This is a genomic window from Billgrantia sp. Q4P2 (genome assembly GCF_052806135.1).
The window spans coordinates 14,698-40,658 of record NZ_JBRBAI010000014.1 but is presented as its reverse complement, the minus strand read 5'-3'; the positions used below and the strand labels follow the sequence as shown (position 1 = coordinate 40,658).

Sequence of the window (25,961 nt, the reverse complement as noted above, 5' to 3'; positions counted from 1 at the left end):
TAAAATCTTCGGCCCCGTCCATGCCCGGAGCCTCCATGCCTGCCGCTGCCAAGTCGCTGCCCACGCCTCGCCAATGGATCTCGCTCGCCGCTGCGCTGACGATAACCCTGTTCCTGCTGTTGACACCGGGGGCGCCGCTGATGGTTCGGGCAGGTGCCGTGATCGGTCTTTGTATCGGCCTGTGGGCCACCGGCTGGCTGCCACAGTGGCTCACGGCGTTGGTGTTCTTCACTCTATGCACCGTGGCCGGGGTGGCACCGGCTGACATCGTCTTTGCCGGCTTTGGATCGGCGGCAACCTGGCTGGTCTTCTCAGGCTTGATCATCGGGGCGGCGATCCAGTATACCGGGCTCGGTACCAGCCTCGCCCGGAGCGTCGGCCCCTGGCTGGAGGGCTCCTATCGACGCGCGCTGATCGGTGTGATCCTGCTGGGCCTGGCGATGGCCTTCTTCATGCCCTCCGGCATGGGGCGCATTCTGCTGATGGTGCCAATACTCACCACCCTGGCCGATCATCTCGGCTACGAGCCCGGAGAGCGAGGGCGCACCGGGCTGATCCTCGGTGGCATGATGGGCACCTTTCTGCCCACCTATGCCATCCTGCCCGCCAACGTGCCCAACAACGTGCTGATGGGGGCCGCCGAGGCGGTGCTGGGCACGCCACCCAACTACAGCGACTACCTGCTGCTGCACTTCCCAGTGCTGGGATTGCTCAAGACCCTGCTGCTCATCGCGGTCATGCTGTGGCTCTATCCAGCACACGCGCCCAAGCCCGCTACCGGCCCGGGCCAGACGCCCCGGCTCTCGCGGCCCGAGCTGGGTCTGGCAGCGCTGCTCTCGGTGGCGGTCCTGCTGTGGATGAGCGATGCCTGGCACGGTATCTCACCAGCCTGGATCGGCCTGCTGGTGGCACTGGTTTGCCTGTTTCCCGGTAGCCGACTGATGGGTCAGGGCCCGCTGCAGTCGATCAGCTTCGACTCCTTTCTCTACGTGGCCGGCATCGTCAGCCTCGGCGCCCTGGCCTTTCATAGCGGCCTCGGCGAACGCGTGGCCGGCAGCCTGCTGTCGGTGCTGCCACTGCGTGAAGCCACCGATGCGGCGGCCTTCGGCATGCTCTCGGGCCTTGCCATGATACTCGGCACGCTGGTCACGCTACCGGGCATACCCGCCATTCTCACCCCAATGGCGCCGGGTCTTGCCAATATCACCGGCTGGACGCCGGAAGCGGTGTACATGACCCAAGTGGTCGGATTTTCCACCGTGCTGCTGCCTTATCAGGCGCCTCCGTTGATCGTCGGCATCCTCGCCGCGCGCATCTCGCTGCGCGAGACGGCCAGGCTGTGCCTGGTCACCGCCGTGCTCAGCGTGCTGCTGCTGTGGCCGCTGAACTATCTATGGTGGGAGTGGCTCGGCTGGATTTGATGTCAGCCAGGAAAGAGATCGCCCCCGGCGGAGCCGAGGGCGATCGTGGGGGAGGTTAGTGAGCCTCGACCATTACCAATCCTGGTCGGCGTCACCTTCCTCTTCCCACTCTTCCTCTTCATTCTCTTCTTCCCACTCGTCGGTTTCCCACTCTTCCTCTTCGTTCTCCTCTTCCCACTCGTCGGTTTCCCACTCTTCCTCTTCGTTCTCGTACTCAATGGTATCGAAGTCAGCACTGCCCTGAGCATTGCCGTTGGTATCCGGAGCGGTCTCTTCCGGGTAGGTTTCCTGATCCTCTTCCTCGTCATGGAAATCGGCCAGGGCCAGCGGGCTGGCGGTCAGGCCAAAAGTGATACCGACGACACCGAGCTTCTTGAGGAATTCCTTGGACATCATGTTCGTACCTCCAATGAAGTTTGAACTTGCTTTCCTGGATGCATGTACCGAAATCGCATGGTAAGGATTCCGACGCATCCTGAAGAAAGCGAAATGCAGGCCAACGCTGCCAGGTGGAAATAAAATCATTTATAAACAATAGGATAAAGAAAGCCATGCCAAGCTTCAGGGGTACCATGTGCACGCTCCGGCATGGAGAAAAATGACACATGAGCACAGAATGAACGGTTCTGCACACTTCATCATCGGAGCCAGAAGGCCGATACCGAACGCATAAAAAACCGCCCCCAGCATGGCCGGGGGCGGATCCGAGGCGGTTGACGGATCAACCGTTAGATGACGTCGCCATCGTCCTTGACGGCGACTGCCCATCCTTGGGCATCAGACTTTACCAATCCTGGTCGTCATCCTGATCCTCTTCCCACTCTTCCTCTTCGTTCTCTTCTTCCCACTCATCATCAGCGTCGAAGCCGGTATCGCCTTCAGCGCCAGCACCGGCCCCGGCACCTACGTCAGCACCAGTCCCGGCACCTACATCGGCGTCTGCACCAGCACCGGTACCCATGTCGGTATCGGCATCGGTACCCAGGCCGCTATCACCGGTTTCGGCACCTGCATCAATACCGGTATCTGCACCTGTGTCAGTACCCATTTCGGCACCTGCACCTGCATCCTCACCCGGGACCGTTTCCTGAGGCACGGCACCCTGCTCGTCCTCTTCGTCATGGAAATCGGCAAAGGCCAGCGGGCTGGCAGTCAGGCCAAAAGTGATACCGACAATGCCGAGTTTCTTGAGAAATTCCTTGGACATCATGTTCGCACCTCCAGGGGAGTTGAACGTGTGTTTCCTTTGAAGCCGAGGCTTCGCTAGTCATGCCGGTGAAATAGCAAATACGATTTGGCGCTGTTGTCTCGACCGGCATGTCGTGCTCACCCTGAAGGTTGCAGCTGTCGGGCCAAGAGGCCAATTAAACTTAAAATTTATTTAAAATCAGCTATTTGTATAAACATCCGCTTGCCATAACGACACTTGAAAAAGGTCCGGTGGGTGGTGACATCTGACACATGGGTCCGTTCTAGGCAGGCACAGCCCACCATCTCCTGAAGGCTTTCCCTCCTCAGCCCGGGCCACCGGTGCGACGCGATGTTACTGGGAAACTTGAACCCGATGGCCTTACGCGCAATACTTAGGAAACAGCGTTCGCAAAACATGCGCAGCCTAAACTTTCCGGCCCGCATGCCGATACAAGAGGTATGGTGCTCGACAGTCACAGGACTGCGAAGGAATATCGGTATGATTCGCCCCCTATGCCTACTTTTCGATTGTGACGGCACGCTGGTCGACAGCGAGCCTCTGCTGGCCGCCGAAATGGCCGCCAGCCTGACCCGGCTGGGGCTACCCTTCCAGGCCAGTGACTACATCGGCGAATTTCGCGGCAGCCGCTTTCGCAACATCGTGGCGGTGCTCGAAGACCGCTATGGCAGTGTCGACCCTCTGCACCTGGCTGAAACCGAAACCGAAATGCGCAGCAACCTGAACCGCCGGCTCGAGACCGAACTGTCGGCGATCATGGGAGCCCGCGAAGCCCTCCTGGCATTGTCCGACTACCCGTGTGGCGTGGTTTCGAATGGGCCCGAAAACAAGATTCTCACTGCGTTGAAGGCCATCGGCTTCTCCGATTTCTTCGGCACGCATCTCTACAGCGGTTATACCGCCAAGTGCTGGAAACCCGACCCCCGCCTCTATCTGCACGCAGCCAACATGATGGGCTTCGATGCCGAGGACTGCATTGCCATCGATGATGCCCTGGTGGGTGTCAAGGCTGCGCTCGATGCCGGCATGACGGTCATCCATCTGAACCGCTACCCCGATGCCGAAGAAACCCCCGAAGGGGCAATCATGATCAGCAGCATGTATCAGCTGCCCACGGTGATCGAGAATCTGGCACACGCCAGGGCCATGGACAATCGCCAGGTCGCTCACGCCCGCTGAGCCTAGCCGTCCCCTCGCCCCACCGACTTACCAAGGCGTCTCATTGGCGGTGGGTGAAGTCGCGTAGGCACGAGCCCCGCCGGACGTTATCATCACGGCAGCACCATTCCTGTTTTCACGACGCCAGGAGCTTCCATGGCTTCACTTCAGGACCAGCTGCGCGGCCTGGTCTATTCCACCGAACATGGCGACATCTGCCCCAACTGCCGCCAACCGCAGGACGCCTGCCGCTGCGCCGAACTGGCCGAGCAGGAGCGCATCGCATCGCTCGACGGCATAGTGCGTATTCGCCGTGAAACGAGTGGCCGCAAGGGCAAGGGTGTCACCACCATCTCCGGGCTGCCGCTGCCTGCTGCGGAACTCAAGGCGCTGGCCAAGACGCTGAAGAAGCGCTGCGGTACCGGGGGCTCGGTACACGACGGGGTCATCGAGATCCAGGGCGACCATCGCGAACTGCTCAAGACCGAGCTAGAGCGCCTGGGCCATACCGTCAAACTCGCGGGCGGCTGAACGAGGGAACGTCATGTCTTCATCACGCACTGCAACGCAAACCGCACTAGGCCGGTGGCTTCTCGTTGTCGGAGCCCTGGTGGTATTGGCTGGCTGCGCCGGCACGCCCGATTTTGCCGAACTCAACGTCCGGGTCACTCCCCCAGCCGGACTGGAGCCTACCGGGGATGCCGAGCTGCGGGTGCAACTGCGGGATGCCGGGGGAACCCTGGCGGAAACCCGCTCCACCCCGAGCGGAAGCGGGCCTTGGCCGGTCGTGCTGCGCTTCGACCGCCGCACGCTCGAGGCAGCCAGCTCGCCGCAGCTATCGGCCGAACTGCGCCAGCAAGGTAGCCTGACCCATGTGACGTCCGAGCCGGTGGCCATCTCGGGTATCGGAGAGGGGCCGGTCAACCTGCCGCTCGACCCTCGCCCGTAACGGCGGTGGCCACCGCCGCGAGAACCGCCCCCACCGGCGCCTCGAGCTTGAGCGAGTAGAGCCCATCGGCGCGAGTGCGCCCCAGGTTGAGGCAGGCAATCGGCTTGCCGGAGCCGGCTGCCTGGCGCGCGAAGCGATAGCCTGAATAGACCATCAGCGACGACCCCACCACCAGCAGGGCATCGGCCTCATCGACCATCGCCCGGGCCCTGAGCACCCGCTCGGGCGGCACGCTATCGCCGAAAAACACCACGTCGGGCTTCCAGATTCCCTGGCCGCAGCGCTGGCAGCCGGGCATCTCGAAGGCGGAGAAATCCGTCTCGACATTGGCATCGCCATCCGGCCGCACATCGGCTTTCACTTCCAGCCAGTGGGGGTTGCGCTCGGCCAGCTCGGCATGCAGGTCATGACGCATGCGCAGGGCACCGCAGCCCATGCAGCGCACCTGCTCGGCGCGGCCATGCAGGTCGATGACACGCCGTGAGCCCGCCTTCTGATGCAGCCCGTCGACATTCTGGGTGATGACCCCGTATACGACCCCGGCCTCCTCCAGCCGGGCCAGGGCGCGGTGGGCGTCACCCGGGCGGGCTCGGTGCAGCGTGCGAAACCCTACCAGGGCACGCGCCCAGTAACGCTGCCGCGCGGCATGGCTGGTCATGAACTGCCGATGCTGCATGGGCGGGGCACACTTCCAAGCCCCCGTGGTATCGCGATAGTCGGGAATGCCGCTGTCGGTGCTGACCCCGGCGCCGGTGAGTACGGCCAGGCGCGGATGGCGGGACATGAACGCCTGTAGGCGTTCGACGGCTTCTGTCTCGGCGGGCTGTCGTGTATCGTTCATCGTCTATCCGTCATGATGCAGCGCATTGCCTGATACTGAACATAGATGGCTCTGCATGCCCCAGTTTGTCTAGAATGTAATGCTTATGTGACGTTCACCGGCAAGGACGAACCCCGATGGCCTGGCTGGAATACCTGCTGCCTCTCATCTTCCTGTTCCCCCTCGGGGCAATGGCCGTGATCGTCATCGCCTTGCGCAACCTGCATGACGCCCGCGTACGCTCGCCCTTCAATGCCCGCCATCTGCGCGAGCCCGGTCAAGCCCTGCGCAACCGGCTCGACCGTGCCTTCGCCACGCTGTTCCTCAACGGCGCGCTGGGCCCCATCGTAACCCTGGCACCACTGGTATACGGCATGGGCCGCATGCTCTTCGCCAGCCGTCAGAACTGGCTCGAGTGGGCGCTCTATGGCGCACTGAGCACCGTACTGGTACTGGTCTACTGCTTCCTGCTGATTCGCGACTTCCAGCATATCCGGCGCATCAAGTTGGGGCTGGCCTGCGAGCTGGCCGTGGGCCAGGAGCTGGAGCGCATGGTGCACCCCGAGGCGCACCCCTACTATGTGTTCCACGATGTGCCGACCGACACCGACATCATCGACCATGTCGCCATTACGCCCCACGGTGTGTTCGTGGTTGAGACACGCGCCCGGACGAGGCCGTTCACCGCGGACGGTCGCGAGATCAACCTGGTCACGGTCGAGCCGGAGCGCCTGCGCTTCCCGGGCTGGAGCGAGCATGCCCCACTGGTCAAGACCCTGCGCGCCTCGCGCTGGCTTGCTTCATGGCTCGAGCAGCGCTGTGGCAGTCCGGTACCGGTGCAGGGAGTACTCGCCCTGCCGGGCTGGGACATCTCCTGCGCCGGCACGCCCGAGGGCCTGATGGTAGTGAGCGGCGAAGCCTTGTCTCAACAGCTCAACGAACGCCACCTCGGCGTATTGGACGACGGGCTGCACGACAAGGTGATCGCGGCCCTGATCGAGCGCGCCGCGGAACTGGACAAGAACCCGGCTCTGCAACAGCCCTCGATCTAGGCACCGCTCATTCGATGCGCTCAGTCCCCCCGGAGGCGCCCGCCCATCTCCTGCGCCAAGTCCACCGCGTAGTGGTCGGTCATGCCGCCGATGAAATCGAGCATCCGCCGATAGCTGGAATAGAGCGACCAGGAGGGGCGCGGCGTGTTCTCGCCGATCAGCGCCAGCACCCGCTGATGCTTGAAGCTCGACTGGCCGGTGAAGTGCAGCTCGTGGGCGGCACCGATGAAGGCCTCGAGCAGAATACCGAGCGTGGTATAGGCACCGATCTCCAGCTTGGCCTTGCGCTCGTTCTGGAAGATGCGCTCGCGAGCGAGCTGCTTGGCCGCCGCCACGCCCCAGCCCAGGTCGGGGTGGCAGAGTTCGAGCAGGTCGCTGGAGAGAGTACCGTTGAGCAGCGCCGTCTCGTGCTCGACGAACACGGCCCCCACGTCGTTGACTGCCCGCTCCATGGCGGCGCCACGCAGCGCAGCGATGCGGCGTCGCTGCGAGACGCCGTCGCGGACCATGCGCGGATAGTCCGGCGGCGCGTCGCCGGCGATCAGCAGCAGCACCTCGGCCACCTCGTCGAAACGCAGGATACCCATCTCCAGGCCATCCTCGAGGTCGAGCAGCGCGTAGCAGATATCGTCAGCGGCCTCCACCAGCCAGGCCAGCGGGTGTCGGCACCAGCGCCCCTCGCCACGCGGCAACAGTCCCAGGCTGCGGGTCACGTCCTCGAGTAGCGGCCGCTCCGACTGGTAGCAACCGAACTTGCCGGCACTGCCGCCGTGCTCCACGGTCCAGGGATACTTCAGCAGCGTGCCCAGAGTGGCCGCGGTCAGGCGCATGCCACCGCGGAACTGGTTGTATTCGATCTGGGTGACGATGCGAAAGCCCTGGGCGTTACCTTCGTAGGTCAGCAGGTCGGCCCGTTCATGCTCGCTCAACCCCTCGAGTAGCCCGCTGCCGTCGCGCTCGGCGCGCTTGAACCAGTCGCGGATGGCGTATTCGCCAGCGTGGCCGAAGGGTGGGTTGCCAATGTCGTGCCCCAGGCAGGCGGCCTGCACGATCACGCCGAGGTCGGCCGGGGTAATCCAGCCGGGCAACCGCTCGCGCAACAGCTCACCGACGATCATGCCCAGGCTGCGCCCCACGCAGCCCACCTCCAGGGAGTGGGTCAGGCGGGTGTGAATATGGTCGTTGTCGGTCAGCGGATGGACCTGGGTCTTGCGCCCCAGCCGCCGGAACGAGCCGGAGAAGACGATACGATCATGATCCTTGTGGAACGGGCTGCGGCCGATCTCGTCACGGCCGCTGGTGGGCTTTCCGTGCAGCCGGGAAGGGTCGAGCAATTGCTGCCAGTGCATCTGCGTCATGGGCTTCCTCCTGAAGCCTTCATTCTGGCACTGCCGCGGGCCCTATGACCACGGCTACGATAATCCACCAAAAAAGACCGGGCCCTCTGAAGCTCGGCCTTTCGAAACTGATGACTAGTGCATCAATCCTCCGCCAGTGAGGGCAGCAGCGTCTTGAGCTTGCGGGTGAGGGTATTGCGGCCCCAGCCCAGCAGCTCGGCGGCCTCGCCCTTGCGCCCGCCGGTATGCTTGAGCGCGGTCTCGATCAGGATGCGCTCGAAGTCCGGCACCGCCTCTTCCAACAGGTGGGTGTGGCCCGCCGCCAAGGCACGGTCGGCCCAGTCGCGGAAGGCAGCACGCCAGTCGCCATTGGCGACCTCGCTGTCCTCCCCCTGGCGCAGCTCCGGCGGCAGATCCTCGATCAGGATCTCGCGCCCCGAGGCCATGACCGTCAGCCAGCGACAGGTGTTCTCCAACTGGCGTACGTTGCCCGGCCAGGCCAGCCGGGTCAGGTGAGCCTCGGCGTCCTTGGTCAGCACCTTGATGTCGGTGGCGAGCTCCTTGGCGGCTTCGGCCAGGAAATGCCGCGCCAGCCGTGGGATGTCCTCGCGCCGTTCCGCCAGCTTGGGCAGGTGCACGCGGATCACGTTGAGGCGATGAAACAGGTCCTCGCGGAAGCGACCATCCTCCACTAGCCGTTCCAGGTTCTGGTGGGTGGCCGCGATGATGCGCACGTCTACCTTTACCGGCGTATGGCCACCGACCCGGTAGAATTCGCCGTCGGCCAGCACCCGCAGCAGCCGCGTCTGGGTCTCGGCGGGCATGTCGCCGATCTCGTCGAGGAACAGCGTGCCGCCGTTGGCCTGCTCGAAACGCCCCTGGCGGCTTGCCGTGGCACCGGTGAAGGCGCCCTTCTCGTGGCCGAACAGCTCGGACTCGATCAGGTCGCGGGGAATCGCCGCCATGTTCAAGGCAATGAAGGGATGGGTGGAACGCGGGCTGTGCTGATGCAGGGCGCGGGCCACCCGCTCCTTGCCGGTACCCGACTCGCCGTTGATCAGCACCGTGATGTGCGAGTGTGACAGGCGGCCGATGGCACGGAACACCTCCTGCATCGCCGGTGCCTCGCCGATGATCTCGGCGTCCAGCCCCTCGGGCACACTCACCGGGCGCTTGCGCTCGCGGGCATGGGCCACGGCACGACGCACCAGGGCCAGCGCCTCGTCGACGTCGAACGGCTTGGGCAGGTATTCGAAGGCGCCGCCCTGATAGGAGGCCACGGCGCTGTCGAGGTCGGAGTGGGCGGTCATCACGATGACCGGCAGGTCGGGGTGCACTTCCCGCACTCGCGACATCAGGTCGAGGCCGTCGATGCCCGGCATGCGAATGTCGGTGACCAGCACGTCGGGGGGATCGTCCAGCAAGCGGCTGAGCGCCACGTCGGCCCGCTCGATGCATTCGACCTCGAGGTCGGGCTGAGCCAGGGCGCGCTCCAGCACCCAGCGAATGGCGCGGTCGTCGTCGACCACCGCGACACGTGCGACATCAGTCATGGCGCCTCTCCAATGGAATAAGCAGTCGAAACTCGGTATGACCGGGGCGGGAATCGCACTCGATCAGCCCCTGGTGCTGATGCAGGATGCCCTGGGCAATGGACAACCCCAGCCCACTGCCGTCGGCACGCCCCGATACCATGGGATAGAAAAGGGTTTCCTGAAGGCTTTCGGGAACGCCGGGGCCGTTGTCGATCAAGGCCACCTCGCAAACCAGGCGATGCCGCTCCGCGCCCAGGGTGAACTGGCGGCGTGCCCGGGTGCGCAACAATAGGCTCGGGGCTTCGGTGCCGGCTTCGGTCATCGCCTCCACGGCATTGCGCGCCACGTTGAGCACCGCCTGGATCATCTGGGCCTCGTCGCCGGGAAAATCCGGCAGGCTGGGGTCATAGTCGCGCTCGATGACCACCGACGGTGTCTCGGCCATCAGCAGGGTGCGCACCCGCTCCAGTACCTTGTGGATGTTGAGCGGCTCATGGCGCACCAGCTTGTTCGGCCCCAGCATGCTGTCGACCAGATCGCGCAGACGATCGACCTCCTCGACGATGATGCGGGTGAATTCCTGCTGGGCGGGGTCGTCGAGGTCGCGCTCCAGCAGCTGCGCGGCGCCACGAATCCCGCCCAGCGGGTTCTTGACCTCATGGGCCAGGCCGCGTGACAGCACCTTGATCGCCTCCTGACGGTTGAGCAGGGCCTCCTCGCGAGAGATCCGCAGCAGGCGGTCGCGCGGTTCCATCTCCACCAGCAGTTCCGCCGTCGACAGCGGCGTCACCGTATAATCGATCGTGACCGCGGCGCCGCCGAGCAGCGCCAGCCTTACCTCACGCTGGGTGAAAGGGTGCTGGTCGTCGCGGGACTTGGCCAGTACCTCGCCCATGCCATCGTCCTCGGCCAGCAGCGTCGCCAGGCCAAGCCCCTTCACCCGCCCCAGACTGACCGCCAGCAAGGCTTCGGCCGCCGGATTCATCCAGCTCAGCCGCAGCTCATCGTCCAGCAGCAGCACCGCCGTGGTGAGGTGTTCCATCAGGCGTCGATACATTTACGACCTTCCCTTGGTGAATGCAGGGGTGCATGAAGCAGTATGTGCATCGTCATGGCGCATCGTTGGGATCGCCGCAACCACCGCCCGAAGCCAGGCAGCACTCAGGACTCAACATTCCAAGCAAGAAACGCGCCAACCCTTCCCGGCGCGGCATGGCGCCGTTTCAGGGCGAACGCAGCGCATCCTCATGCACTATAATGGTGCACAAGCAGATAAACTGCCATGCCAGGGAGCATGCGCCTCCCCCGCCTTGGTGCATCGCGGTCCAGGGCGGGCGAAGCAAGAGAGGGGGTAATGGTCAGATTGGGGCAGAGCGCCTCGAATCAGCCGCCACCCTGCGGCAGCATCAATAGCCTCGCTGCACATGGAAGGTGACCGGCGGGCTGCGATGGCGTATCTGCCCCTGGGCGTCGAGCAGCTCCGCCTGCAGCACGTATTCGCCACGGTCGAGATCGTTGAGCATGAAGGCTCGGGTATGCATGGGGGTCTGGCTCACTCGGCCGTCGACCAGCAGCCGCACGCTGTGGTCGGGGCGCAGTTCCGGCTCGATGGCCAGTTCCACCTGCAGGTTGCCGGCATGGCTCGCGGGAAGGTCCGCCCCGTGCTCCGGCGAGCGGATGCGGAAGGTGTCATAGGGCATGAAGGGCTGGCCCGGCGCCTCGTCCATGCGGGGGGCAACGCCCTCGACGCGTGGCGGCTCGGCCCGGGGCTCCTCGACGCGCGAAGGGATGACAGTCAGTGGTGCCAGCTCCACCGGCTCACCGCCGCGGTTGGGGTCGTCAGTGAAGATCACGTTGCCCTGAGCATCGGTGGTGCGATAGATCGTCGTGGCCAGCGCCCCCTGCGCCAGTATCAGGCCCAGCAGACACAGCACGATCGCCTTGCCCATGAGGACTCTCCTTCGATGGCGACCCGCGCAGCTCAACTGTCGGCCGGCCGATGTGCCAATGAACGTATTTCCCGGCAATCTTTCGCCACTCAGTGTACGACAAAAAAGGGGCTCCGCGATGCGGAGCCCCTTGGCGGAGCCGGCTGGCAAGGCAAGCCTCGTCCAGCCGTCCGAGCTGCGGTATCAGCAGCTGTAGTACATGTCGAACTCGATCGGGTGCGTGGTCATGCGGATACGCTCGACGTCTTCCATCTTCAGCTCGATGTAGGCGTCGATCATGTCGTCGGTGAACACGCCGCCCTCGGTGAGGAAAGCACGATCCGCGTCCAGCGCCTCGAGCGCCTGGTCCAGGCTGCTGGCGACGGTCGGTACCAGCTTGCCCTCTTCCGGAGGCAGGTCGTAGAGGTTCTTGTCCATGGCGTCGCCAGGATGGATCTTGTTCTTGATACCGTCGATACCGGCCATCAGCATGGCGGCGAAGGCCAGGTAGGGGTTGGCGGTCGGGTCGGGGAAGCGAGCCTCGACACGCTTGCCCTTGGGGCTTGCCGTGTAGGGAATGCGGATGGACGCAGAGCGGTTGCGGGCGCTGTAGGCCAGCATTACCGGCGCCTCGAAACCCGGCACCAGACGCTTGTAGGAGTTGGTGGAAGCGTTGGTGAAGGCGTTCAGGGCACGGGCGTGCTTGATGATGCCACCGATGTAGTAGAGCGCCATTTCGGACAGGCCGGCGTACTGATCGCCAGCGAACTGGTTCTGACCATCCTTCCAGAAGGACTGGTGCACGTGCATGCCACTGCCGTTGTCGCCAACCAGCGGCTTGGGCATGAAGGTGGCCGTCTTGCCGTAGGCATGGGCCACGTTGTGGATCACGTACTTCATTTCCTGGACTTCGTCGGCCTTCTTCACCAGGGTGTTGAACTTGACGCCGATCTCGTTCTGGCCGGCGTTGGCCACCTCGTGGTGGTGCACCTCGACGGTCTGGCCGATGGCCTCCAGGGTGTTGCACATGGCGCCGCGAATGTCATGGAAGCTGTCGACCGGGGGTACCGGGAAGTAGCCACCCTTGACCCGCGGACGGTGCGCCAGGTTGCCGCCTTCGACCTGACGGTCGGTGGCCCAGGCGCCCTCTTCGGAGGTGATCTTGTACATGGCGCCTTCGATATCGGCTTTCCAATGCACTTCGTCGAAGATGAAGAACTCGGGCTCGGGGCCGAAGAAAGCCGTGTCGCCCAGGCCGGTGGACTGCAGGTAGGCTTCAGCGCGCTTGGCGATGGAGCGCGGGTCGCGCTCGTAGCCCTGCATGGTCGCCGGCTCGATGATGTCGCAGCGCAGCACCAGGGTCGCGTCTTCGGTGAACGGGTCGAGGAAGGCGGTACCGTCTTCCGGACGCAGGATCATGTCCGACTCGTTGATGCCCTTCCAGCCGGAGATGGAGGAGCCATCGAACATCTGGCCGTTCTCGAAGAATTCCTCGTTGACGTCACGGGCCGGAATGGTGACGTGTTGTTCCTTGCCCCGCGTGTCGGTGAAGCGCAGGTCTACCCACTTCACGTCATGTTCTTCGATCAGGGCGAGAGTCTTGGCTGACATGTGTGTCCTCCGTTTGAGCTGTGGCTCGATTTGTTTGGCTGAAGTCCACTGGCGCGGGTTCGTTGCAGCGCCTGTTGTAACACGCTGTGGGCCTGCTGCCCACGTTCGCCATGCACAAGCATGGCGAGCTGCCCATACGAATGCAGGAGGCATGCCAAAAATGCACCATGCAAGCCCAGCAAAATAGTAATCACCTGTTTTTTCGAAAGATTAATTTGCACCGTACTGTATCGCACTGCACCAAGCCTGCTCGATTGACCTCACTCAGCCCCCTCAGGGCTCTCCACAAGGCGCCATACTGGTGCAATCAATACTGCCTCGCACTAAAACAGTGCAAAAAAGACATCAATCTCATGCGGTCTCGATCGACACGCGAGCTTGGCATGCCCGCAGCCGCTCGAGCAGATCGGGAAGCGCATCGCTCCCCAACTGCGGATCGAAGCCACCGATGCGCTCGAACCAGGGCCGCGCCACCAAGAAGGTATCGCATGGCGAAGGACCCTGGAGCAGCCACCACCAGCGGATCCAGCTGTGACGGCGTACCGGCAGGACGGCAGCGTCCCAGTGGCTGTCCAGCTCCACGTCGATCAGACGCTGGCTCAGCCAGTCGGCAACGCGACGATCCCCTAGCCCGGGAAATAGCAAGACTTCCCCGCGGCTCGCACGCACCGCGGCATTGAGGCGGCTGCCCAAGGTAGAGGAACTGCACGATAGCAGGGTGGCTTGGTGGCGCTGAGCCAAGGCTGGCAGCCGGCGATCTCCAGTATCATCCACCAGCAGCAGCTCATAGCCACCCTGCCAGCGCCGGGCGGCCTGCTCGAAGATGACCAGGTTACGCGGCAGTTTCGCTCCCGCGGCACGTGCATCGAAAATGACACTGGATAAGGTCATGGCTCTGGCTCCACCACGGGAGGGCCGCTCGGGAAACATCGTTACAAACTGTGTGGATAAGTGTAGAAAGGTGTCATCAAAGTTCCCTTGCTGAATTTCATCGCACCACGTTGTCCCACTTGTGCCCAGCTTTGCTGGCCGGGAATATTGCCCGGGCAGCCTCGAGCGCATGGGGGCAGCCACGCCCCGGGCTGAGAAGTGCCTTATGACGAGGTTGTGCTATTCCCCTTCGCCGCTTATCTGTACAATGCGCCACCACTCCCCTACCCCGCGCCTAGGGTACGTCCTATCGATGTGTACATAGGTGCGCACCTGTTGATGAGTCACACCCTATGAACACAGCTGTAACCCCCTCTCGTATCGAGAGTTTGCGCAATATTGCCATCATCGCTCACGTCGACCACGGCAAGACCACGCTGGTCGACAAGCTCTTGAGCCAGTCCGGCACGTTGGACCGCAAGGCCGAGGGTCAGGAGCGCATCATGGACTCCAACGACCAGGAAAAGGAACGCGGCATCACCATCCTGGCCAAGAACACCGCGATTCGCTGGCAGGACGGCAACGGCCGCGACTTCCATATCAACATCGTCGACACCCCCGGACACGCCGACTTCGGCGGCGAGGTGGAGCGCGTGATGTCGATGGTCGATTCGGTGCTCTTGCTGGTCGACGCCGTTGACGGCCCCATGCCGCAGACCCGCTTCGTGACACAGAAGGCCTTCGCCCAAGGCCTCAAGCCGATCGTGGTGGTCAACAAGATCGACCGCCCCGGTGCACGCCCCGACTGGGTCATCGACCAGATCTTCGATCTGTTCGACAACCTCGGCGCCACCGACGAGCAGCTCGACTTCCCGATCGTCTACTGTTCGGCGCTCAACGGCATCGCCGGCATGGACCCGGAATCGCTGGCCGAGGACATGTCGCCCATGTTTCAGGCCATCGTCGACATCGTCGAGCCGCCTGCCGTGGAGCAGGACGGCCCGTTCCAGATGCAGATCTCGGCGCTGGACTACTCCAGCTATGTAGGTGTCATCGGTCTGGGCCGCATCAAGCGCGGTTCGGTCAGGCCCAACCAGCAGATCGTGGTGATCGGCACCGACGGCAAGACGCGCAAGGGCAAGGTCGGCCAGGTGATGACCCACATGGGCCTGGAGCGCGTGCAGACCGAACTGGCCACCGCCGGCGACATCGTCTGCATTACCGGCATCGACGAGCTCTCCATCTCCGACACCCTGTGCGACCCGGCCGCCGTCGAGGCGCTGCCGCCGCTGTCGGTGGACGAGCCCACCGTGTCCATGACCTTCCAGGTCAACGACTCGCCCTTCGCCGGTCGCGACGGCAAGTACGTCACCAGCCGCAACATCAAGGATCGCCTCGACCAGGAGCTGATCCACAACGTGGCGCTGCGGGTCGAGCAAGGCGAGAGCCCCGAGAAGTTCAAGGTCTCCGGCCGCGGCGAGCTGCACCTCTCGGTGCTGATCGAGACCATGCGTCGCGAAGGCTTCGAGCTGGCGGTGGGCCGCCCCGAGGTGATCATCAAGGAGATCGACGGCGTCAGGCAGGAGCCGTACGAAGAGGTGATCATCGACTGCGAGGAGCAGCACCAGGGCGCGATCATGGAGGAGCTCGGCTACCGCAAGGGCGAGCTGACCAACATGAACCCCGACGGCAAGGGCCGCGTGCGTCTGGACTTCATCATCCCCGCACGCGGGCTGATCGGCTTCCGCGGCCAGTTCCTGACGCTGACCTCGGGCACTGGCATCCTCACCAGCCGCTTCGACCACTACGGCGCGCTCAAGCCCGACGCCGCCATCGAACGCCGTAATGGCGTGCTAGTGTCGATGGTCGACGGCAAGGCCCTGGCCTATGCGCTGTACGCCCTGCAGGAGCGCGGCAAGCTGATCATCGACCACGGCACCGAGGTCTACGAAGGCATGCTGGTGGGCATCCACAACCGTGCCAACGACCTGGTGGTCAACCCCACCAAGGGCAAGAAGCTCGACAACATGCGCGCCTCGGGCAACGACGAGAACATCGTGCTGACGCCGCCGGTGAAATTCAGCCTGGAGCAGGCGATCGAGTTCCTCGACGACGACGAGCTGGTGGAGATTACCCCCAACCACATCCGCCTGCGCAAGAAGTTCCTCAAGGAGCACGAGCGCAAGCGCGCCAAGAAGTAAGACGTCCCCTGCGGACCCGAGAACCGGCGCCAGGCTTCTGGCGCCGGTTTTTTGTTACCCTGCTGCTCAGTCCGAGTGGTGACAATCCCGGCGATAGCCAATGTCGTCGCCTTTTTGTCAGCCATGGCTTACAAGCCGATCAGAGAAAAACGACAGAAGCCTCGCCGAAGCATTGGTATCCTCGTTTCGCCAAGAAACCGCTAATGCAGCGTCGGGCGCGCACGCGACGCCCGGAAACACGGACGTAGGGAGACGTCATGGCCAGCCTGACCGGATTGCAGTTCACCCTGACCCTGCCCGGCGTCGACGATGTGGCGGTAATCGACTTCATCCATCGCGAAACGCTCTCCCGACCCTTCAAGTTGACGGTCAACCTGGCCAGCCGCAACGGCGACCTGGACGCTGCCGAACTGCTCGACCGCGAGGCCAGCCTTACGATCTGGCAGGACGGCGAGCCGCTGCGCCGGGTGCATGGCATCATCAGCGAGTTCGGCCGCGGCGATCGCGGCCACCGCCGCACCTGCTATTCACTGGTCTTGCGCCCCGCCCTGTGGCGCCTCTCGCTGCGCCAGAACTCGCGCATCTTCCAGCAGCTTTCGCCGCTGACCATCATCGAGACCCTGTGCCAGGAGCGCGGCCTGCGCGATATCGCCTTCGCCGTGACCCGCGAACCCCAGCTTCGCGAGTTCTGCGTGCAATATCGGGAGCGGGACCTGGACTTCATCCAGCGCCTGGCCGCCGAAGAGGGGCTGTTCTACTTCCACGAGTTTCACGAAGGCGGCCACCGCCTGGTGTTCGCCGACGCGCCCCAGGTCCTCGCCGACCTGGGTCCGCGCAGCTACCACAGCCGTGCCGGCGGCACCGCCCCCAGCCGCCACGTGCGCCAGCTGCGCCAGCTCGCCCGGGTCGCCCCCGACTCGGTCACGCTCAAGGACTACTCCTTCAAGCAGCCCGCCTATGGCCAACTGCACGAGCACATCGCCCCGGAGGGGGATGACGCCGGCTACGAACACTACGACTATCCCGGCCGCTACAAGCAGGACGCCTCCGGCCAGCCCTTCACCCGCGTGCGCCTCGAGTCGCTGCGCCGTGACGCCCTCACCGCCGAGGCCCAGAGCGATCTCCCCGAACTTGCGCCGGGCGCCCGCTTCGAGCTGACCGACCACGACGCCGAGAGCCTCAACCGCAGCTGGCAACTGGTCGCGGTCAAGCACCATGGCCAACAGCCCCAGGCCCTGGAAGAGGACGCCGTCGCGATCGACGGGCAAGCCGGCATGACCAAGTACCACAACGAACTGGTACTGATTCCCGGCGACGTCGCCTGGCGCCCCACGCCCAACCCCAAGCCGCGCGTCGACGGCCCCCAGGTCGCCTTCGTGGTCGGGCCGGCGGGGGAAGAGATCTACTGCGACGAGCACGGCCGGGTCAAGGTGCAGTTCCCCTGGGACCGTGACGCCGCGCCCGATGAGACCGCCAGTGCCTGGATTCGCGTCAGCCAGGGCTGGGCCGGTGGTGGCTACGGCAGCATCGCGATTCCGCGGATCGGCCACGAAGTGGTCGTCAGCTTCCTCGAGGGCGATCCCGATCAGCCGCTGATCACCGGGCGCACCTACCACGCGGTCAATCGGCCGCCGCACCTGCTGCCTGCCCACAAGACCCGTACCACGATCAAGACCCAGACCCACCAGGGCGAAGGCTACAACGAACTGACCTTCGAGGATCAGGCCGGCGAAGAATTCATCTACCTGCACGCGCAGAAGAACCTCGACGTGCACGTCGAGAACTCGCGCCAGAAGCGCGTCGAGTACGACGATACCGCCACCATTGGCCACGACTCCCATCTCATCGTGGCCAACGACCGCATCGAGACGGTCGAGGGCAACCGCGAGGTCACCGTCGGCGCCAACCTCAGCGAAAAAGTCGACGGCGAACGCGGGCTGCGCGTCGGCAGCAGCTTCCAGACCCACGCCGGGGGCGACATCACCCTCAAGGCCGATGGCGAGATCATCCTCGACGCGTCCAAGATCACCCTCGTCGCCGGCGGTGCCGCGCTGGTCGTCTCGGGCGGCCGCGTCGACGTCACGCCGTATCTCAACGTCGGCTCCGCCTCTCCCGGGTCGGCGGCCCTGCCGCCCATTCCCGCCGTGCTGGAAGCGGCCGCCGGAGAAGGTAGCCCCTTCGTCTCCCACTGTCCGCTGCAAGGGTAGCCCGTGTCATCCTATGACTTCTGGACCGGGCGCTGCCACCTGCGCGCCGGCTCGCCCACGGCGAGACGCTGGGAGGCCGATGCCGACGAGGTCATGGTCACCGTGGTGGTGCGGGCCGAGTCGGCGGACGACATGCGCGCCCAACTGCAGGCAACCCTCGACGGCGAAGGGCTCCGCCTCATCCAGCTCGACGCGGTGCAGACCCTGCTGCAGCGCTTTCGCCGCGAAGGCATGTCGAAAACGTTGCTCGACCTGGCGGAGGCGCTCTCACCGCGTACCCCGGTGGCCTTTGGTGAGATGCTGCCCATCCTGCCGGAATCGACAGCACCAACCGAAGAGCCCATCCCGTCGGCGCCCCCGGTGCGCTACGACGAGATCGCCTGGCCCGACCTCTTTACCTCTACTTCGGCGCCACTGTGGGCGGTGATCGACGGCGTCAACTGTCGCGAAGCCGTGCAACGGCTCGCCGCTGCCGAGGTCCAGAGCGCCTGCCTCTACGCCACCACCGATGCCGCCACCCGCGCCATCGCCCCCTGGCTGGTCCGGCTCGAACCCGACAGCGAGATCCGTCACTGGCTGGCAGGCCTGCCCCAGGAGCAGCACTGGGGCCTGCTGCTGCAGTCCCACGCCACCCTGAAGCAACTGCGCAGCCATCTGCGCAAGTTCACCATGCTGTGGACCCCGGCCAACGACCAGGCCCCGGTCTACTTCCGCTTCTACGACCCGCGCGTGGCGCTGGACATGGCCCAGGCGCTGGCCCCCTGGAAACTGGCCGCCTTCATGGCCCCGCTGGACGCGCTCATCGTTGGGCTCTCGCCACTGATGACCGTGCCCGACGCAGCCAACCTCAGCGATGCGCCCCACTTCGCCGCCACGCCCCAGGAGGTACAGGGGCGGCTGCTGCGGCTGGCGCTGAACGACACAGCGGGTGATCGCGACAAAGAGACCAATCCCACCGTCCCTGGCCGTAGCTTCGCCATCGATCCAACCGAGTTCGCCAGCTTCGGTGCACTGCAGAAAATCCGAGCCCAGCGCAAGCTGGCGAGGGAGCTCACGGAGACGTATGCCGTGACGCCGCTGGAGGAAATCCTGGCGGCGGTCGAGGCTGCCGGCAGGCTGGGGCAACGCTATGGAATGACCTCGGGGAAACAGGTGGCGACGTTAGCCAAGTGCGTGCTGGAGTTCGGCCAGGATTTTCTCCACGAATACCAGGATGCCAAGGGCATCCTGAACCACCCCGGCAAGCTTGCATGGCAGAAGCGCAAGCTCATCGAAGAGTGGATACCGCGTGGCCGTATTCGGCGTGACTTCCTGAAACAGCAAGCACAGATCAGCGTGATACATGGCGCCTGGATCGAGTCGCCATAGCAGGCAGAGGAAAATCGGAATGAGCTATAACCCAACCGCAGAAGATCTCGCCTATATCCTCGCCTCGGATGGAGAGCGCTTCAGCGCCCACGACCGCCGCTTGCTGGAGAACGAGATCGGCAAGGCCTTCCAGCGCAGGAGCGACAACGGCGCAAGTAACCTGGAAAGCCCCGTTATGAGAAATTGGGCCAATAGGTGGGTCGAGCAGGGTGGTAATGGCGGGCAGCCGCTTGCCAGAAGCCCCATCCCACCGGAGCCGGGTAGCGATCCCACCCTCGATCCGGATTTCGCAGCGGCCTGCGTCGAATGCCAGTCCAACGAGCCTTGCTGTCTAATCTCGGGCAGCATATCCGACAGCACCGATAGCACTCGCAAGATTACCTGGCCACCGGCAATGGCCGAGTCGGACGAGCAAGGTATCGCGGCCACGACACTCCTGGTCGTCGCCAAGGAGATTGAAGGCATGCACCTGCTCTCCAAGGTGCAGGTCGAATGGGAAGGACAGCGCTGCCAGGCCGGGCACTATGATCGGCCCAGAATGGAGACGACGGGACTGACCAATGGGCGCAGCCGCATCGAAGAGAAGCAGGTGGAAGTGGCCACCGGCTACCAGCAAGCACTCTATGTCAGTCTGGCACTGCGAAACTACGTACCAGAGAATGTGCTGTATGCGCTGTTTGCCATGGATGCCGTGCTAGCCATTGCCTCGGCTGTGAAGGGAAGACAGGGAGCCAGCTTCACGCCCTACCAGTGCATTTCGGATACCGCGATGGGTGTGCCTTGCCAGGTCATTCCGCTGCCCTACGCCAAGCTGGATGGGAAGCTTGAACTGGCCACCCGCATCAACTTCACGACAGCAGGAGTTTCCGCCTCCGCCGAGGCCAAGGGAACGCTCACCGGGCAGTATGGAGCCGACGAGTTGACGGCCGAAGGCAGCGCCGGTGGCTCCGCTAACACCGGTCAGGCGATCGATAGCGGCAAAGAAGCTCCTGGGCTCGTCGGCACCATGGCCAGTATCATCGACAGGATGGATCACTATGTTTTCGTGGGCAATCGGCAGCGACAGGAGCTGGATCGTACCCAGTATGCTTCCGGCATACAGCTCAGCAAGTCGTTGACCTTCGAGCCGAAGGGCTTTGAACTGACCGCCGTCACGGGGTCTCCTGATCTGCAATTAGCCATCTCCAGCCTTGAATCGACGCTCAGCATTGGGGTATCGGGCAAGCTCGACTTCATCGATGCCTTGGCCTATGGCTTTAGCGGCCCCGGCGCCCGCGTCATTCAGGAGGCCCGGGCGCGCATGGCAGCGGGTGAACACGTTAAGGCGAAATTGCAGGCGGAGCTTGAAGTGGCCGCCACGGGCAGCCTGCGGCATACGATCGATAGCGGAGTGAGCATCACGATTCCGGCCAATGGCAATCTGGAAGCGGCCTACGCTGGTATTCAGCAGCAGTTTGGCGGTGAACTCAAGATCAACGGTACGGCCGAAATTGCAATTCAAGTATCCACAGAGGTGTGGGTATTCAGTGCCAAGGCTGGAGCCAGCGGCTCGCTGCATACCGCCTGGATCTGGGCCATGCGTATGCATGAGGGCGAGCGACAGCGCCGCTATGAATTCGAAGGCGTCGTTTTGACCCTAACGGCGTATGCGGAAGTAAGAGTGGGAAATGACAACGATAACATTAGGCAAACAGGATTCAACTTCGGCGGAGAGAGCAGCGCAGAGGCGCAAGCAGGGGATCTTTACGGAAAGGTGAGGCAGCATATCTCCTCATCACAAACGGCGGCAGAGAGGATGGCGCAGGAGCGGCCAGATGCTCCCGCCAGAGGCACAGATTATTCCATATGGAGCCCCGAGGTAACCGAATGGCAAACCTATTGAGAAACTTGACCTTCGCACTTCTGGCGATAAATGTTTGGCAAGGAGCGGCCATGGCCAATAATTCTGAATATCTATATTACTCCCATATTCATACGCAGGGAGTCGCTTGGTCTCTGCGGGTCAATGATATTTTTGTGCGCGACAATATAGATGTATCCTATGCAGATTATTCACCGAGCATTGGTTTGAATCTTCGGACGGGAAGAAATACTCTTTCTCTGCTCTTCTCCCCAATCACCGGGCAGGACCCGGATACCGGGGAGTATCTGTATGCGCTGAATGATGGCATGTCGATCGATATTGCACTCGAGCGTTATCAATGGGCGACCCAGAAGCAGGAGCGCATTCATCCCATACGCATTCGTTATAGCGAGGCAGAAGGCAAGTTCGAACACCTCGAACTCACAGCCGGTGGCGAGGTGCGTGTGCTAGAACAGCCGCACCTGCGTAGCAATGGACGCATGCAGCTTTCCGAGTTCGATAACATCATCTTCGGTGGTGGTCAGACCATTGATGGCTATCGTCTGGATATCACTTTTACCATTGATGACCCCATCCCACCCTTTCACTGGGAGCGCGAAGCTACCGCACTGGAGGACACTCCCGAGCTGCGCCGTGAGCTGCGCGACGCCTACCGGCATATTCATGGATTGATCTCAAGAAATGATAAAGAAGCGATCTTTAGGGAGGTAGAGCCGGTGTGGGAGCGTACGGCGCATATGTTGACGGAGGAGCAGTCAGCACGGGACTTTATTGAAAATTCCAGCCAAGGGCTGGAAAGATTTCAACAAACCCGGCCGGACGGTGCGGTGTTGCAACCATTATACTGGGGAGATGACCCTAAGAAAGATCAAGTTGAATTTCTTGATAATGGTCGTCTAGTGAGAATCCGTCCCAACCCTATACTCTGGGAGCATCCACCGGCCGGTAGTGAGCGTTTCGCCAGCTTCCCGGTGGTCTTCTACAAGACCCGTAATGGCGAGTGGCAGGTGGCGGATGTGGCGACCGGCATATGAAACCCGTCGCACGCAAAGGCGATCTGCATCGCTGTCCCATTCCCGGCCATGGCGTCACGGAAATCGTCTCGGGCTCGCCTTCTCAGGTAGAGGGGCAGCCCGTGGCCCGGGTGGGCGACAAGACCGGCTGCGGGGCCACCATCATCGAAGGGGCGAGCAGCTCCACCACGGATGGCAGGCCCACGGCTTACCTCGGCTGCAAGACGGATCACGGCGGCGAGATCATCTCCGCCTCGGGCAAGGCAAAGGTTCAGCCGTGACAGGGCTATCGAGACTTCTGGTTCTTGTCGCCCTTGCCATGTTCGCATGGCAAGGAACGGCAATGGCTAATAACTTCGAGTATCGATACAACGCCTATATTCACACCGAAGGTTCCGCTTGGTCCTTGAGGGTTAACGACATCTTCGTGCGTGACAACGCCAAAGTGGCGTATGCCGACTACTCCCCGAATATCGGATTGAGCCTGCGGCCGGGGAGGAACACGCTTTCCCTGCTCTTTTCCCCAGTGACTGGGCAGGACCCTGACACGGGGGAGTATCTCTATGCTTTCCACAATGGCGTGGCGATCGATATTGCGATCGAACGTTATCAATGGGCGACTCAGGAGCGGGAACGCATTCACCCTATTCGCATTCGCTACAACGAGGCGGAAGGCAGGTTCGAGCATCTTGAACTCACTGCCGGTGGTGAGGAGCGCGTGCTTGAGCAGCCGCATCTGCGCAGCAGTGGACGCATGCAGCTCTCCGAGTTCGAGAATATCATCTTCGGTGGCGGCTGGACGTTGGATGGCTATCGTCTGGATATCACTTTTACCGTCGATGATCCCATCCCGCCTTTTCACTGGGAGCGAGAAGCCGTCGTACTGGAAGATACTCCCGAGCTGCGCCGTGAGTTGCGCGATGCCTATCGGCATATTCATGGTTTGATTTCAAGAAATGATACAGAGGCGATCTTCCGCGAAGCCGAGCCGGTGTGGGAGCGCACGGCATACATGCTGACGGAGAGAAGCTCAGCTCGTGATTTTATCGATAACACCCAATATGGACTGGTCGGATACGAGCGAATAGGTCCAGAAGGCGAGGTGTTACAGCCGTTATATTGGACAGACAACCCCCAAGACGACCAAGTTGAACTCCTGGCCGAAGGGCGCCTCGTGCGTATTCGCCCTAACCCTATTCTCTGGGAACACCTACCGGCTGGTAGTGAGGAATTCACCGCTTTCCCTGTGGTTTTCTACAAAACCCGCAATGGCGAATGGCGGGTGGCGGATGTGGCGACCGGCATATGAAACCCATTGCACGCAAAGGCGATCTGCATCGCTGCCCCATCCCCGGCCACGGCGTCACAGAAATCGTCTCGGGCTCACCTTCTCAGGTAGGGGGCCAGCCCGTGGCCCGGGTAGGCGACAAAACCGGCTGCGGGGCCACCATCATCGAAGGTGCGAGCAGCTCCACCACGGATGGCAGGCCCACGGCGTACCTTGGCTGCAAGACCGATCACGGCGGCGAGATTGTTACTGCGTCAAGTAGTGCAAAAGTTCAGCCGTAGTGCTTATGCTGAATGATGGAGTTACAAGGAGAGAAGAGGCATCTTGAAACTGTATGCCGGTTATTCCTTATCTGCTGCGTTAGCGATGGGAACATATGGCGCTATGTTGTTGATGCGCAATATTTCTAATGCGTAATAAACCAGCCCTTATGGTGAACTATGAAGCAATGGATTGTTGTCTTTTTTGTATTGGTGATAATGACAGGAGAGGTGCTAGCAGACACTTCGGTAATGCCGCGCTCGGGCGTATATGCCGTGACCTCTATAGAGCCTTTAGAAGCTAGCCCTCTGGTAGATATGATCCTGCCCGACATCGAAGAGAGTATGGGGCGCGCCTGGATTAGATATAATCGCCAAACAGGGCATGCAGATATCTATATGGAAGGGCAGAAAGAGCCCCTGCATTTTAATTTTGATTTCGATAGCCGGTTGGCTACTGGCCCGGATCAGCCTTCTGCGGAACTCCGCCCGAATTCGTCCGAACAGTTTCTGTTAATTAATGGCACGCCGTTTGAAATCGCCTTCACCTTTCAGCGGATAGACGAAGATGGGCCGGAATTTACCGCTCTGCAATCTTCTCGAGAGGAATTTCTAGAGAGCAAGCAGTTGGCTATTGAAGATCGGGAATCAGGTCTATCTGAGCTTTTTAACGTCGAGCCACTCTCGATAAATGCGTCTAATCCGGTGGATTGGAGCTTACCCTATATATTTGATAGGCCAGTTGATTGGAATGTCACAGACATCACGTTTACCAATACAGATACAATCGCTTCGGAAGGGCTGATCGTTTCTACCGATTTTGGGGCGCCAGGGCTGGTGATAGGCCAGTTGTTGACAGATGCGGACGCCTTTCGTGAAAGTGTTATATCACCTGACGATAGCCAGGAGACGATTCACCTAGAGGCACCAGAACGATCACTGACTATCATCATGGATCAGAATGGCAATCTTGGACTTCTTGGACTTGTGCCAAGTGGTCAAGATGAAACGAACTTCTGGGCTGTCGAGCCCGATAGTTTTTGGGATCAGCGAAATATCCAGACGCTCATTGCCATGTTTTATACCATACGGAGGCGAGATTCCCAGGAAGAAAGCCACTCGTTTACTGATCCTGACACTTGGCCGCAATATCGTCTAACCGAGGAAAGTGAGCAGATGCTAAAGGAACGCATCAAAGACATATTTTCCTTGGAGGGGCTATTGGGACTTATGGGTGGGCAGGTGAGGGTCACCTTATTTGATGATGACCGCCGCCGTAGTGATCCAGTTTTCAGTCTTACCCTTGTTGACGCAGAGCCCGAACCGTTATCGCCAATGCCGCCTCTCGTAGGCCTGGGAAACCCGGATGAGGGTCAAATATCGCTGTGGGAGGATGGTTCTAGCACCCAATGTACAGCATCCCTGTCTTTGCCTATCCTCTCGCGTGAAAGGGAAACGGTGGCCTATCTACGTATTGCCGAATACGTAAATCATCATGGTTACCAAGGCCCAGATTATTCGCAGTATGGGTATTGCATTACTGCCTGGAGTGCCCTTCAGACCTTTAAGAGTACATTTGAAGATGACCTTGTCACGGATCTGCCTACCTTAGCCCGCGTACTTGGGAGCTCCGAAGGTGCCTATTTAAGAGATGGCTATTTGGTGGTCGTTCAAAAGGTCGGTGATGATCTGTTGAGGGGGCTGCTATCTCAGGAAGGTGAGACTATTCTTCCGACCCAGTATAAGAAGATAGATATTCACTCAGATCGAATTGTAGCTGAAGACTCGTTTGGAAAATGGGAGTTTCCAAGAGAAGGGGAAATGCTGGTTGAACCGTGAGAGTTAGACGGATGCTCTTGTCGATGCCTG

At 61.9% G+C, this 25,961-nt stretch carries 23 protein-coding genes; 14 read left to right on the top strand and 9 right to left on the bottom strand.

Annotation, left to right across the window (positions count from 1 at the left end; all coding sequences use genetic code 11):
• The first annotated feature begins 35 nt into the window (after positions 1 to 35).
• Positions 36 to 1,421, top strand: coding sequence for an SLC13 family permease (locus ACUY1T_RS19425; protein WP_446025206.1), 1,386 nt, complete (start codon positions 36 to 38; stop codon positions 1,419 to 1,421).
• Positions 1,422 to 1,493: 72 nt separating this feature from the next.
• Here the strand turns inward: ACUY1T_RS19425 and ACUY1T_RS19420 are convergent, their stop codons facing one another.
• Positions 1,494 to 1,817, bottom strand: a complete 324-nt coding sequence (locus ACUY1T_RS19420; RefSeq protein WP_446025205.1) for a hypothetical protein — start codon at positions 1,815 to 1,817, stop codon at positions 1,494 to 1,496.
• A gap of 388 nt (positions 1,818 to 2,205) precedes the next feature.
• Positions 2,206 to 2,631, bottom strand: coding sequence for a hypothetical protein (locus tag ACUY1T_RS19415; protein WP_446025204.1), 426 nt, complete (start codon positions 2,629 to 2,631; stop codon positions 2,206 to 2,208).
• Positions 2,632 to 3,111: 480 nt separating this feature from the next.
• Between ACUY1T_RS19415 and ACUY1T_RS19410 the strand changes: the two genes are divergently transcribed.
• From ACUY1T_RS19410 to ACUY1T_RS19400, 3 genes are all read left to right on the top strand, one after another.
• Positions 3,112 to 3,810 carry an HAD family hydrolase gene (locus tag ACUY1T_RS19410; protein ID WP_446025203.1) on the top strand — a complete coding sequence of 233 codons (699 nt, stop codon included), beginning with the start codon at positions 3,112 to 3,114 and terminating at the stop codon, positions 3,808 to 3,810.
• A 135-nt stretch (positions 3,811 to 3,945) separates the two neighbouring features.
• Positions 3,946 to 4,320, top strand: coding sequence for a translation initiation factor Sui1 (locus ACUY1T_RS19405; RefSeq protein ID WP_446025202.1), 375 nt, complete (start codon positions 3,946 to 3,948; stop codon positions 4,318 to 4,320).
• Positions 4,321 to 4,333: 13 nt separating this feature from the next.
• The gene (locus tag ACUY1T_RS19400) at positions 4,334 to 4,738 is read left to right on the top strand and encodes a YbaY family lipoprotein (RefSeq protein WP_446025201.1); all 405 of its coding nucleotides are present in this window, start codon (positions 4,334 to 4,336) and stop codon (positions 4,736 to 4,738) included.
• On the opposite strand, the gene ACUY1T_RS19395 is transcribed toward ACUY1T_RS19400, so the two are convergent.
• A complete protein-coding gene (locus ACUY1T_RS19395; protein ID WP_446025200.1) occupies positions 4,710 to 5,579 on the bottom strand; it encodes an NAD-dependent protein deacetylase in 870 nt (289 codons plus the stop codon). The two genes, ACUY1T_RS19400 and ACUY1T_RS19395, sit on opposite strands and share 29 nt — an antisense overlap.
• A gap of 116 nt (positions 5,580 to 5,695) precedes the next feature.
• On the opposite strand from ACUY1T_RS19395, the gene ACUY1T_RS19390 reads away from it, so the two are divergent.
• Complete coding sequence (locus ACUY1T_RS19390) at positions 5,696 to 6,610, top strand: nuclease-related domain-containing protein (protein ID WP_446025199.1); 915 nt, start codon at positions 5,696 to 5,698, stop codon at positions 6,608 to 6,610.
• A 20-nt stretch (positions 6,611 to 6,630) separates the two neighbouring features.
• Here the strand turns inward: ACUY1T_RS19390 and ACUY1T_RS19385 are convergent, their stop codons facing one another.
• The 6 genes from ACUY1T_RS19385 to ACUY1T_RS19360 all read right to left on the bottom strand — a co-directional run bounded on the left by ACUY1T_RS19385 (position 6,631) and on the right by ACUY1T_RS19360 (position 13,912).
• Positions 6,631 to 7,968, bottom strand: coding sequence for a deoxyguanosinetriphosphate triphosphohydrolase (locus ACUY1T_RS19385; RefSeq protein ID WP_446025198.1), 1,338 nt, complete (start codon positions 7,966 to 7,968; stop codon positions 6,631 to 6,633).
• Positions 7,969 to 8,090: 122 nt separating this feature from the next.
• Positions 8,091 to 9,500 carry a nitrogen regulation protein NR(I) gene (gene ntrC, locus ACUY1T_RS19380; RefSeq protein ID WP_446025197.1) on the bottom strand — a complete coding sequence of 470 codons (1,410 nt, stop codon included), beginning with the start codon at positions 9,498 to 9,500 and terminating at the stop codon, positions 8,091 to 8,093.
• Complete coding sequence (gene glnL / locus ACUY1T_RS19375) at positions 9,493 to 10,539, bottom strand: nitrogen regulation protein NR(II) (RefSeq protein WP_446025196.1); 1,047 nt, start codon at positions 10,537 to 10,539, stop codon at positions 9,493 to 9,495. The genes ntrC and glnL overlap by 8 nt, the downstream gene beginning before the upstream one ends.
• Positions 10,540 to 10,888: 349 nt before the next feature.
• A complete protein-coding gene (locus tag ACUY1T_RS19370; RefSeq protein WP_446025195.1) occupies positions 10,889 to 11,431 on the bottom strand; it encodes a DUF4124 domain-containing protein in 543 nt (180 codons plus the stop codon).
• A 183-nt stretch (positions 11,432 to 11,614) separates the two neighbouring features.
• On the bottom strand, positions 11,615 to 13,021 hold the full coding sequence (gene glnA, locus ACUY1T_RS19365; RefSeq protein WP_446025194.1) for a glutamate--ammonia ligase: 1,407 nt from the start codon (positions 13,019 to 13,021) through the stop codon (positions 11,615 to 11,617).
• Positions 13,022 to 13,372: 351 nt separating this feature from the next.
• Positions 13,373 to 13,912 (bottom strand): hypothetical protein, encoded by a 540-nt coding sequence (locus ACUY1T_RS19360; RefSeq protein ID WP_446025193.1) that lies wholly within the window; start codon positions 13,910 to 13,912, stop codon positions 13,373 to 13,375.
• A 332-nt stretch (positions 13,913 to 14,244) separates the two neighbouring features.
• On the opposite strand from ACUY1T_RS19360, the gene typA reads away from it, so the two are divergent.
• The 9 genes from typA to ACUY1T_RS19315 all read left to right on the top strand — a co-directional run bounded on the left by typA (position 14,245) and on the right by ACUY1T_RS19315 (position 25,931).
• Complete coding sequence (typA, locus tag ACUY1T_RS19355) at positions 14,245 to 16,092, top strand: translational GTPase TypA (RefSeq protein WP_446025192.1); 1,848 nt, start codon at positions 14,245 to 14,247, stop codon at positions 16,090 to 16,092.
• Between the two features lie 257 nt (positions 16,093 to 16,349).
• Positions 16,350 to 18,299 carry a type VI secretion system Vgr family protein gene (locus tag ACUY1T_RS19350; protein WP_446025191.1) on the top strand — a complete coding sequence of 650 codons (1,950 nt, stop codon included), beginning with the start codon at positions 16,350 to 16,352 and terminating at the stop codon, positions 18,297 to 18,299.
• Between the two features lie 3 nt (positions 18,300 to 18,302).
• The gene (locus ACUY1T_RS19345; RefSeq protein WP_446025190.1) at positions 18,303 to 19,667 is read left to right on the top strand and encodes a DUF4123 domain-containing protein; all 1,365 of its coding nucleotides are present in this window, start codon (positions 18,303 to 18,305) and stop codon (positions 19,665 to 19,667) included.
• Between the two features lie 19 nt (positions 19,668 to 19,686).
• Positions 19,687 to 21,549, top strand: a complete 1,863-nt coding sequence (locus ACUY1T_RS19340; RefSeq protein WP_446025189.1) for a hypothetical protein — start codon at positions 19,687 to 19,689, stop codon at positions 21,547 to 21,549.
• Positions 21,550 to 21,599: 50 nt separating this feature from the next.
• Complete coding sequence (locus tag ACUY1T_RS19335; protein WP_446025188.1) at positions 21,600 to 22,565, top strand: hypothetical protein; 966 nt, start codon at positions 21,600 to 21,602, stop codon at positions 22,563 to 22,565.
• Complete coding sequence (locus tag ACUY1T_RS19330) at positions 22,562 to 22,825, top strand: PAAR domain-containing protein (protein ID WP_446025187.1); 264 nt, start codon at positions 22,562 to 22,564, stop codon at positions 22,823 to 22,825. Before ACUY1T_RS19335 ends, ACUY1T_RS19330 begins: the two co-directional genes overlap by 4 nt.
• Before the next feature lie 62 nt (positions 22,826 to 22,887).
• Entirely contained in the window at positions 22,888 to 23,853 is a 966-nt protein-coding gene (locus ACUY1T_RS19325; RefSeq protein WP_446025186.1) for a hypothetical protein, read from the top strand.
• Entirely contained in the window at positions 23,820 to 24,113 is a 294-nt protein-coding gene (locus ACUY1T_RS19320) for a PAAR domain-containing protein (protein ID WP_446025185.1), read from the top strand. Before ACUY1T_RS19325 ends, ACUY1T_RS19320 begins: the two co-directional genes overlap by 34 nt.
• 159 nt (positions 24,114 to 24,272) lie before the next feature.
• Positions 24,273 to 25,931 carry a hypothetical protein gene (locus ACUY1T_RS19315; protein WP_446025184.1) on the top strand — a complete coding sequence of 553 codons (1,659 nt, stop codon included), beginning with the start codon at positions 24,273 to 24,275 and terminating at the stop codon, positions 25,929 to 25,931.
• The last annotated feature ends 30 nt before the right edge of the window (positions 25,932 to 25,961 follow it).

Excerpts from the sequence above, each read along its gene's own strand:
- ACUY1T_RS19410 (WP_446025203.1), top strand. The coding sequence starts at position 3,112 with ATGATTCGCCCCCTATGCCTACTTTTCGATTGTGACGGCACGCTGGTC.
- ACUY1T_RS19350 (WP_446025191.1), top strand. The coding sequence starts at position 16,350 with ATGGCCAGCCTGACCGGATTGCAGTTCACCCTGACCCTGCCCGGCGTC.
- ACUY1T_RS19400 (WP_446025201.1), top strand. The coding sequence starts at position 4,334 with ATGTCTTCATCACGCACTGCAACGCAAACCGCACTAGGCCGGTGGCTT.
- ACUY1T_RS19315 (WP_446025184.1), top strand. The coding sequence starts at position 24,273 with ATGAAGCAATGGATTGTTGTCTTTTTTGTATTGGTGATAATGACAGGA.
- ntrC (WP_446025197.1), bottom strand. The coding sequence starts at position 9,500 with ATGACTGATGTCGCACGTGTCGCGGTGGTCGACGACGACCGCGCCATT.
- typA (WP_446025192.1), top strand. The coding sequence starts at position 14,245 with ATGAACACAGCTGTAACCCCCTCTCGTATCGAGAGTTTGCGCAATATT.
- ACUY1T_RS19415 (WP_446025204.1), bottom strand. The coding sequence starts at position 2,631 with ATGATGTCCAAGGAATTTCTCAAGAAACTCGGCATTGTCGGTATCACT.
- ACUY1T_RS19405 (WP_446025202.1), top strand. The coding sequence starts at position 3,946 with ATGGCTTCACTTCAGGACCAGCTGCGCGGCCTGGTCTATTCCACCGAA.
- ACUY1T_RS19335 (WP_446025188.1), top strand. The coding sequence starts at position 21,600 with ATGGCCAATAATTCTGAATATCTATATTACTCCCATATTCATACGCAG.
- ACUY1T_RS19330 (WP_446025187.1), top strand. The coding sequence starts at position 22,562 with ATGAAACCCGTCGCACGCAAAGGCGATCTGCATCGCTGTCCCATTCCC.
- ACUY1T_RS19420 (WP_446025205.1), bottom strand. The coding sequence starts at position 1,817 with ATGATGTCCAAGGAATTCCTCAAGAAGCTCGGTGTCGTCGGTATCACT.
- ACUY1T_RS19340 (WP_446025189.1), top strand. The coding sequence starts at position 19,687 with ATGAGCTATAACCCAACCGCAGAAGATCTCGCCTATATCCTCGCCTCG.
- ACUY1T_RS19370 (WP_446025195.1), bottom strand. The coding sequence starts at position 11,431 with ATGGGCAAGGCGATCGTGCTGTGTCTGCTGGGCCTGATACTGGCGCAG.
- glnL (WP_446025196.1), bottom strand. The coding sequence starts at position 10,539 with ATGTATCGACGCCTGATGGAACACCTCACCACGGCGGTGCTGCTGCTG.
- ACUY1T_RS19425 (WP_446025206.1), top strand. The coding sequence starts at position 36 with ATGCCTGCCGCTGCCAAGTCGCTGCCCACGCCTCGCCAATGGATCTCG.
- ACUY1T_RS19320 (WP_446025185.1), top strand. The coding sequence starts at position 23,820 with ATGGCGGGTGGCGGATGTGGCGACCGGCATATGAAACCCATTGCACGC.
- ACUY1T_RS19390 (WP_446025199.1), top strand. The coding sequence starts at position 5,696 with ATGGCCTGGCTGGAATACCTGCTGCCTCTCATCTTCCTGTTCCCCCTC.
- ACUY1T_RS19385 (WP_446025198.1), bottom strand. The coding sequence starts at position 7,968 with ATGACGCAGATGCACTGGCAGCAATTGCTCGACCCTTCCCGGCTGCAC.
- glnA (WP_446025194.1), bottom strand. The coding sequence starts at position 13,021 with ATGTCAGCCAAGACTCTCGCCCTGATCGAAGAACATGACGTGAAGTGG.
- ACUY1T_RS19395 (WP_446025200.1), bottom strand. The coding sequence starts at position 5,579 with ATGAACGATACACGACAGCCCGCCGAGACAGAAGCCGTCGAACGCCTA.
- ACUY1T_RS19325 (WP_446025186.1), top strand. The coding sequence starts at position 22,888 with ATGGCTAATAACTTCGAGTATCGATACAACGCCTATATTCACACCGAA.
- ACUY1T_RS19360 (WP_446025193.1), bottom strand. The coding sequence starts at position 13,912 with ATGACCTTATCCAGTGTCATTTTCGATGCACGTGCCGCGGGAGCGAAA.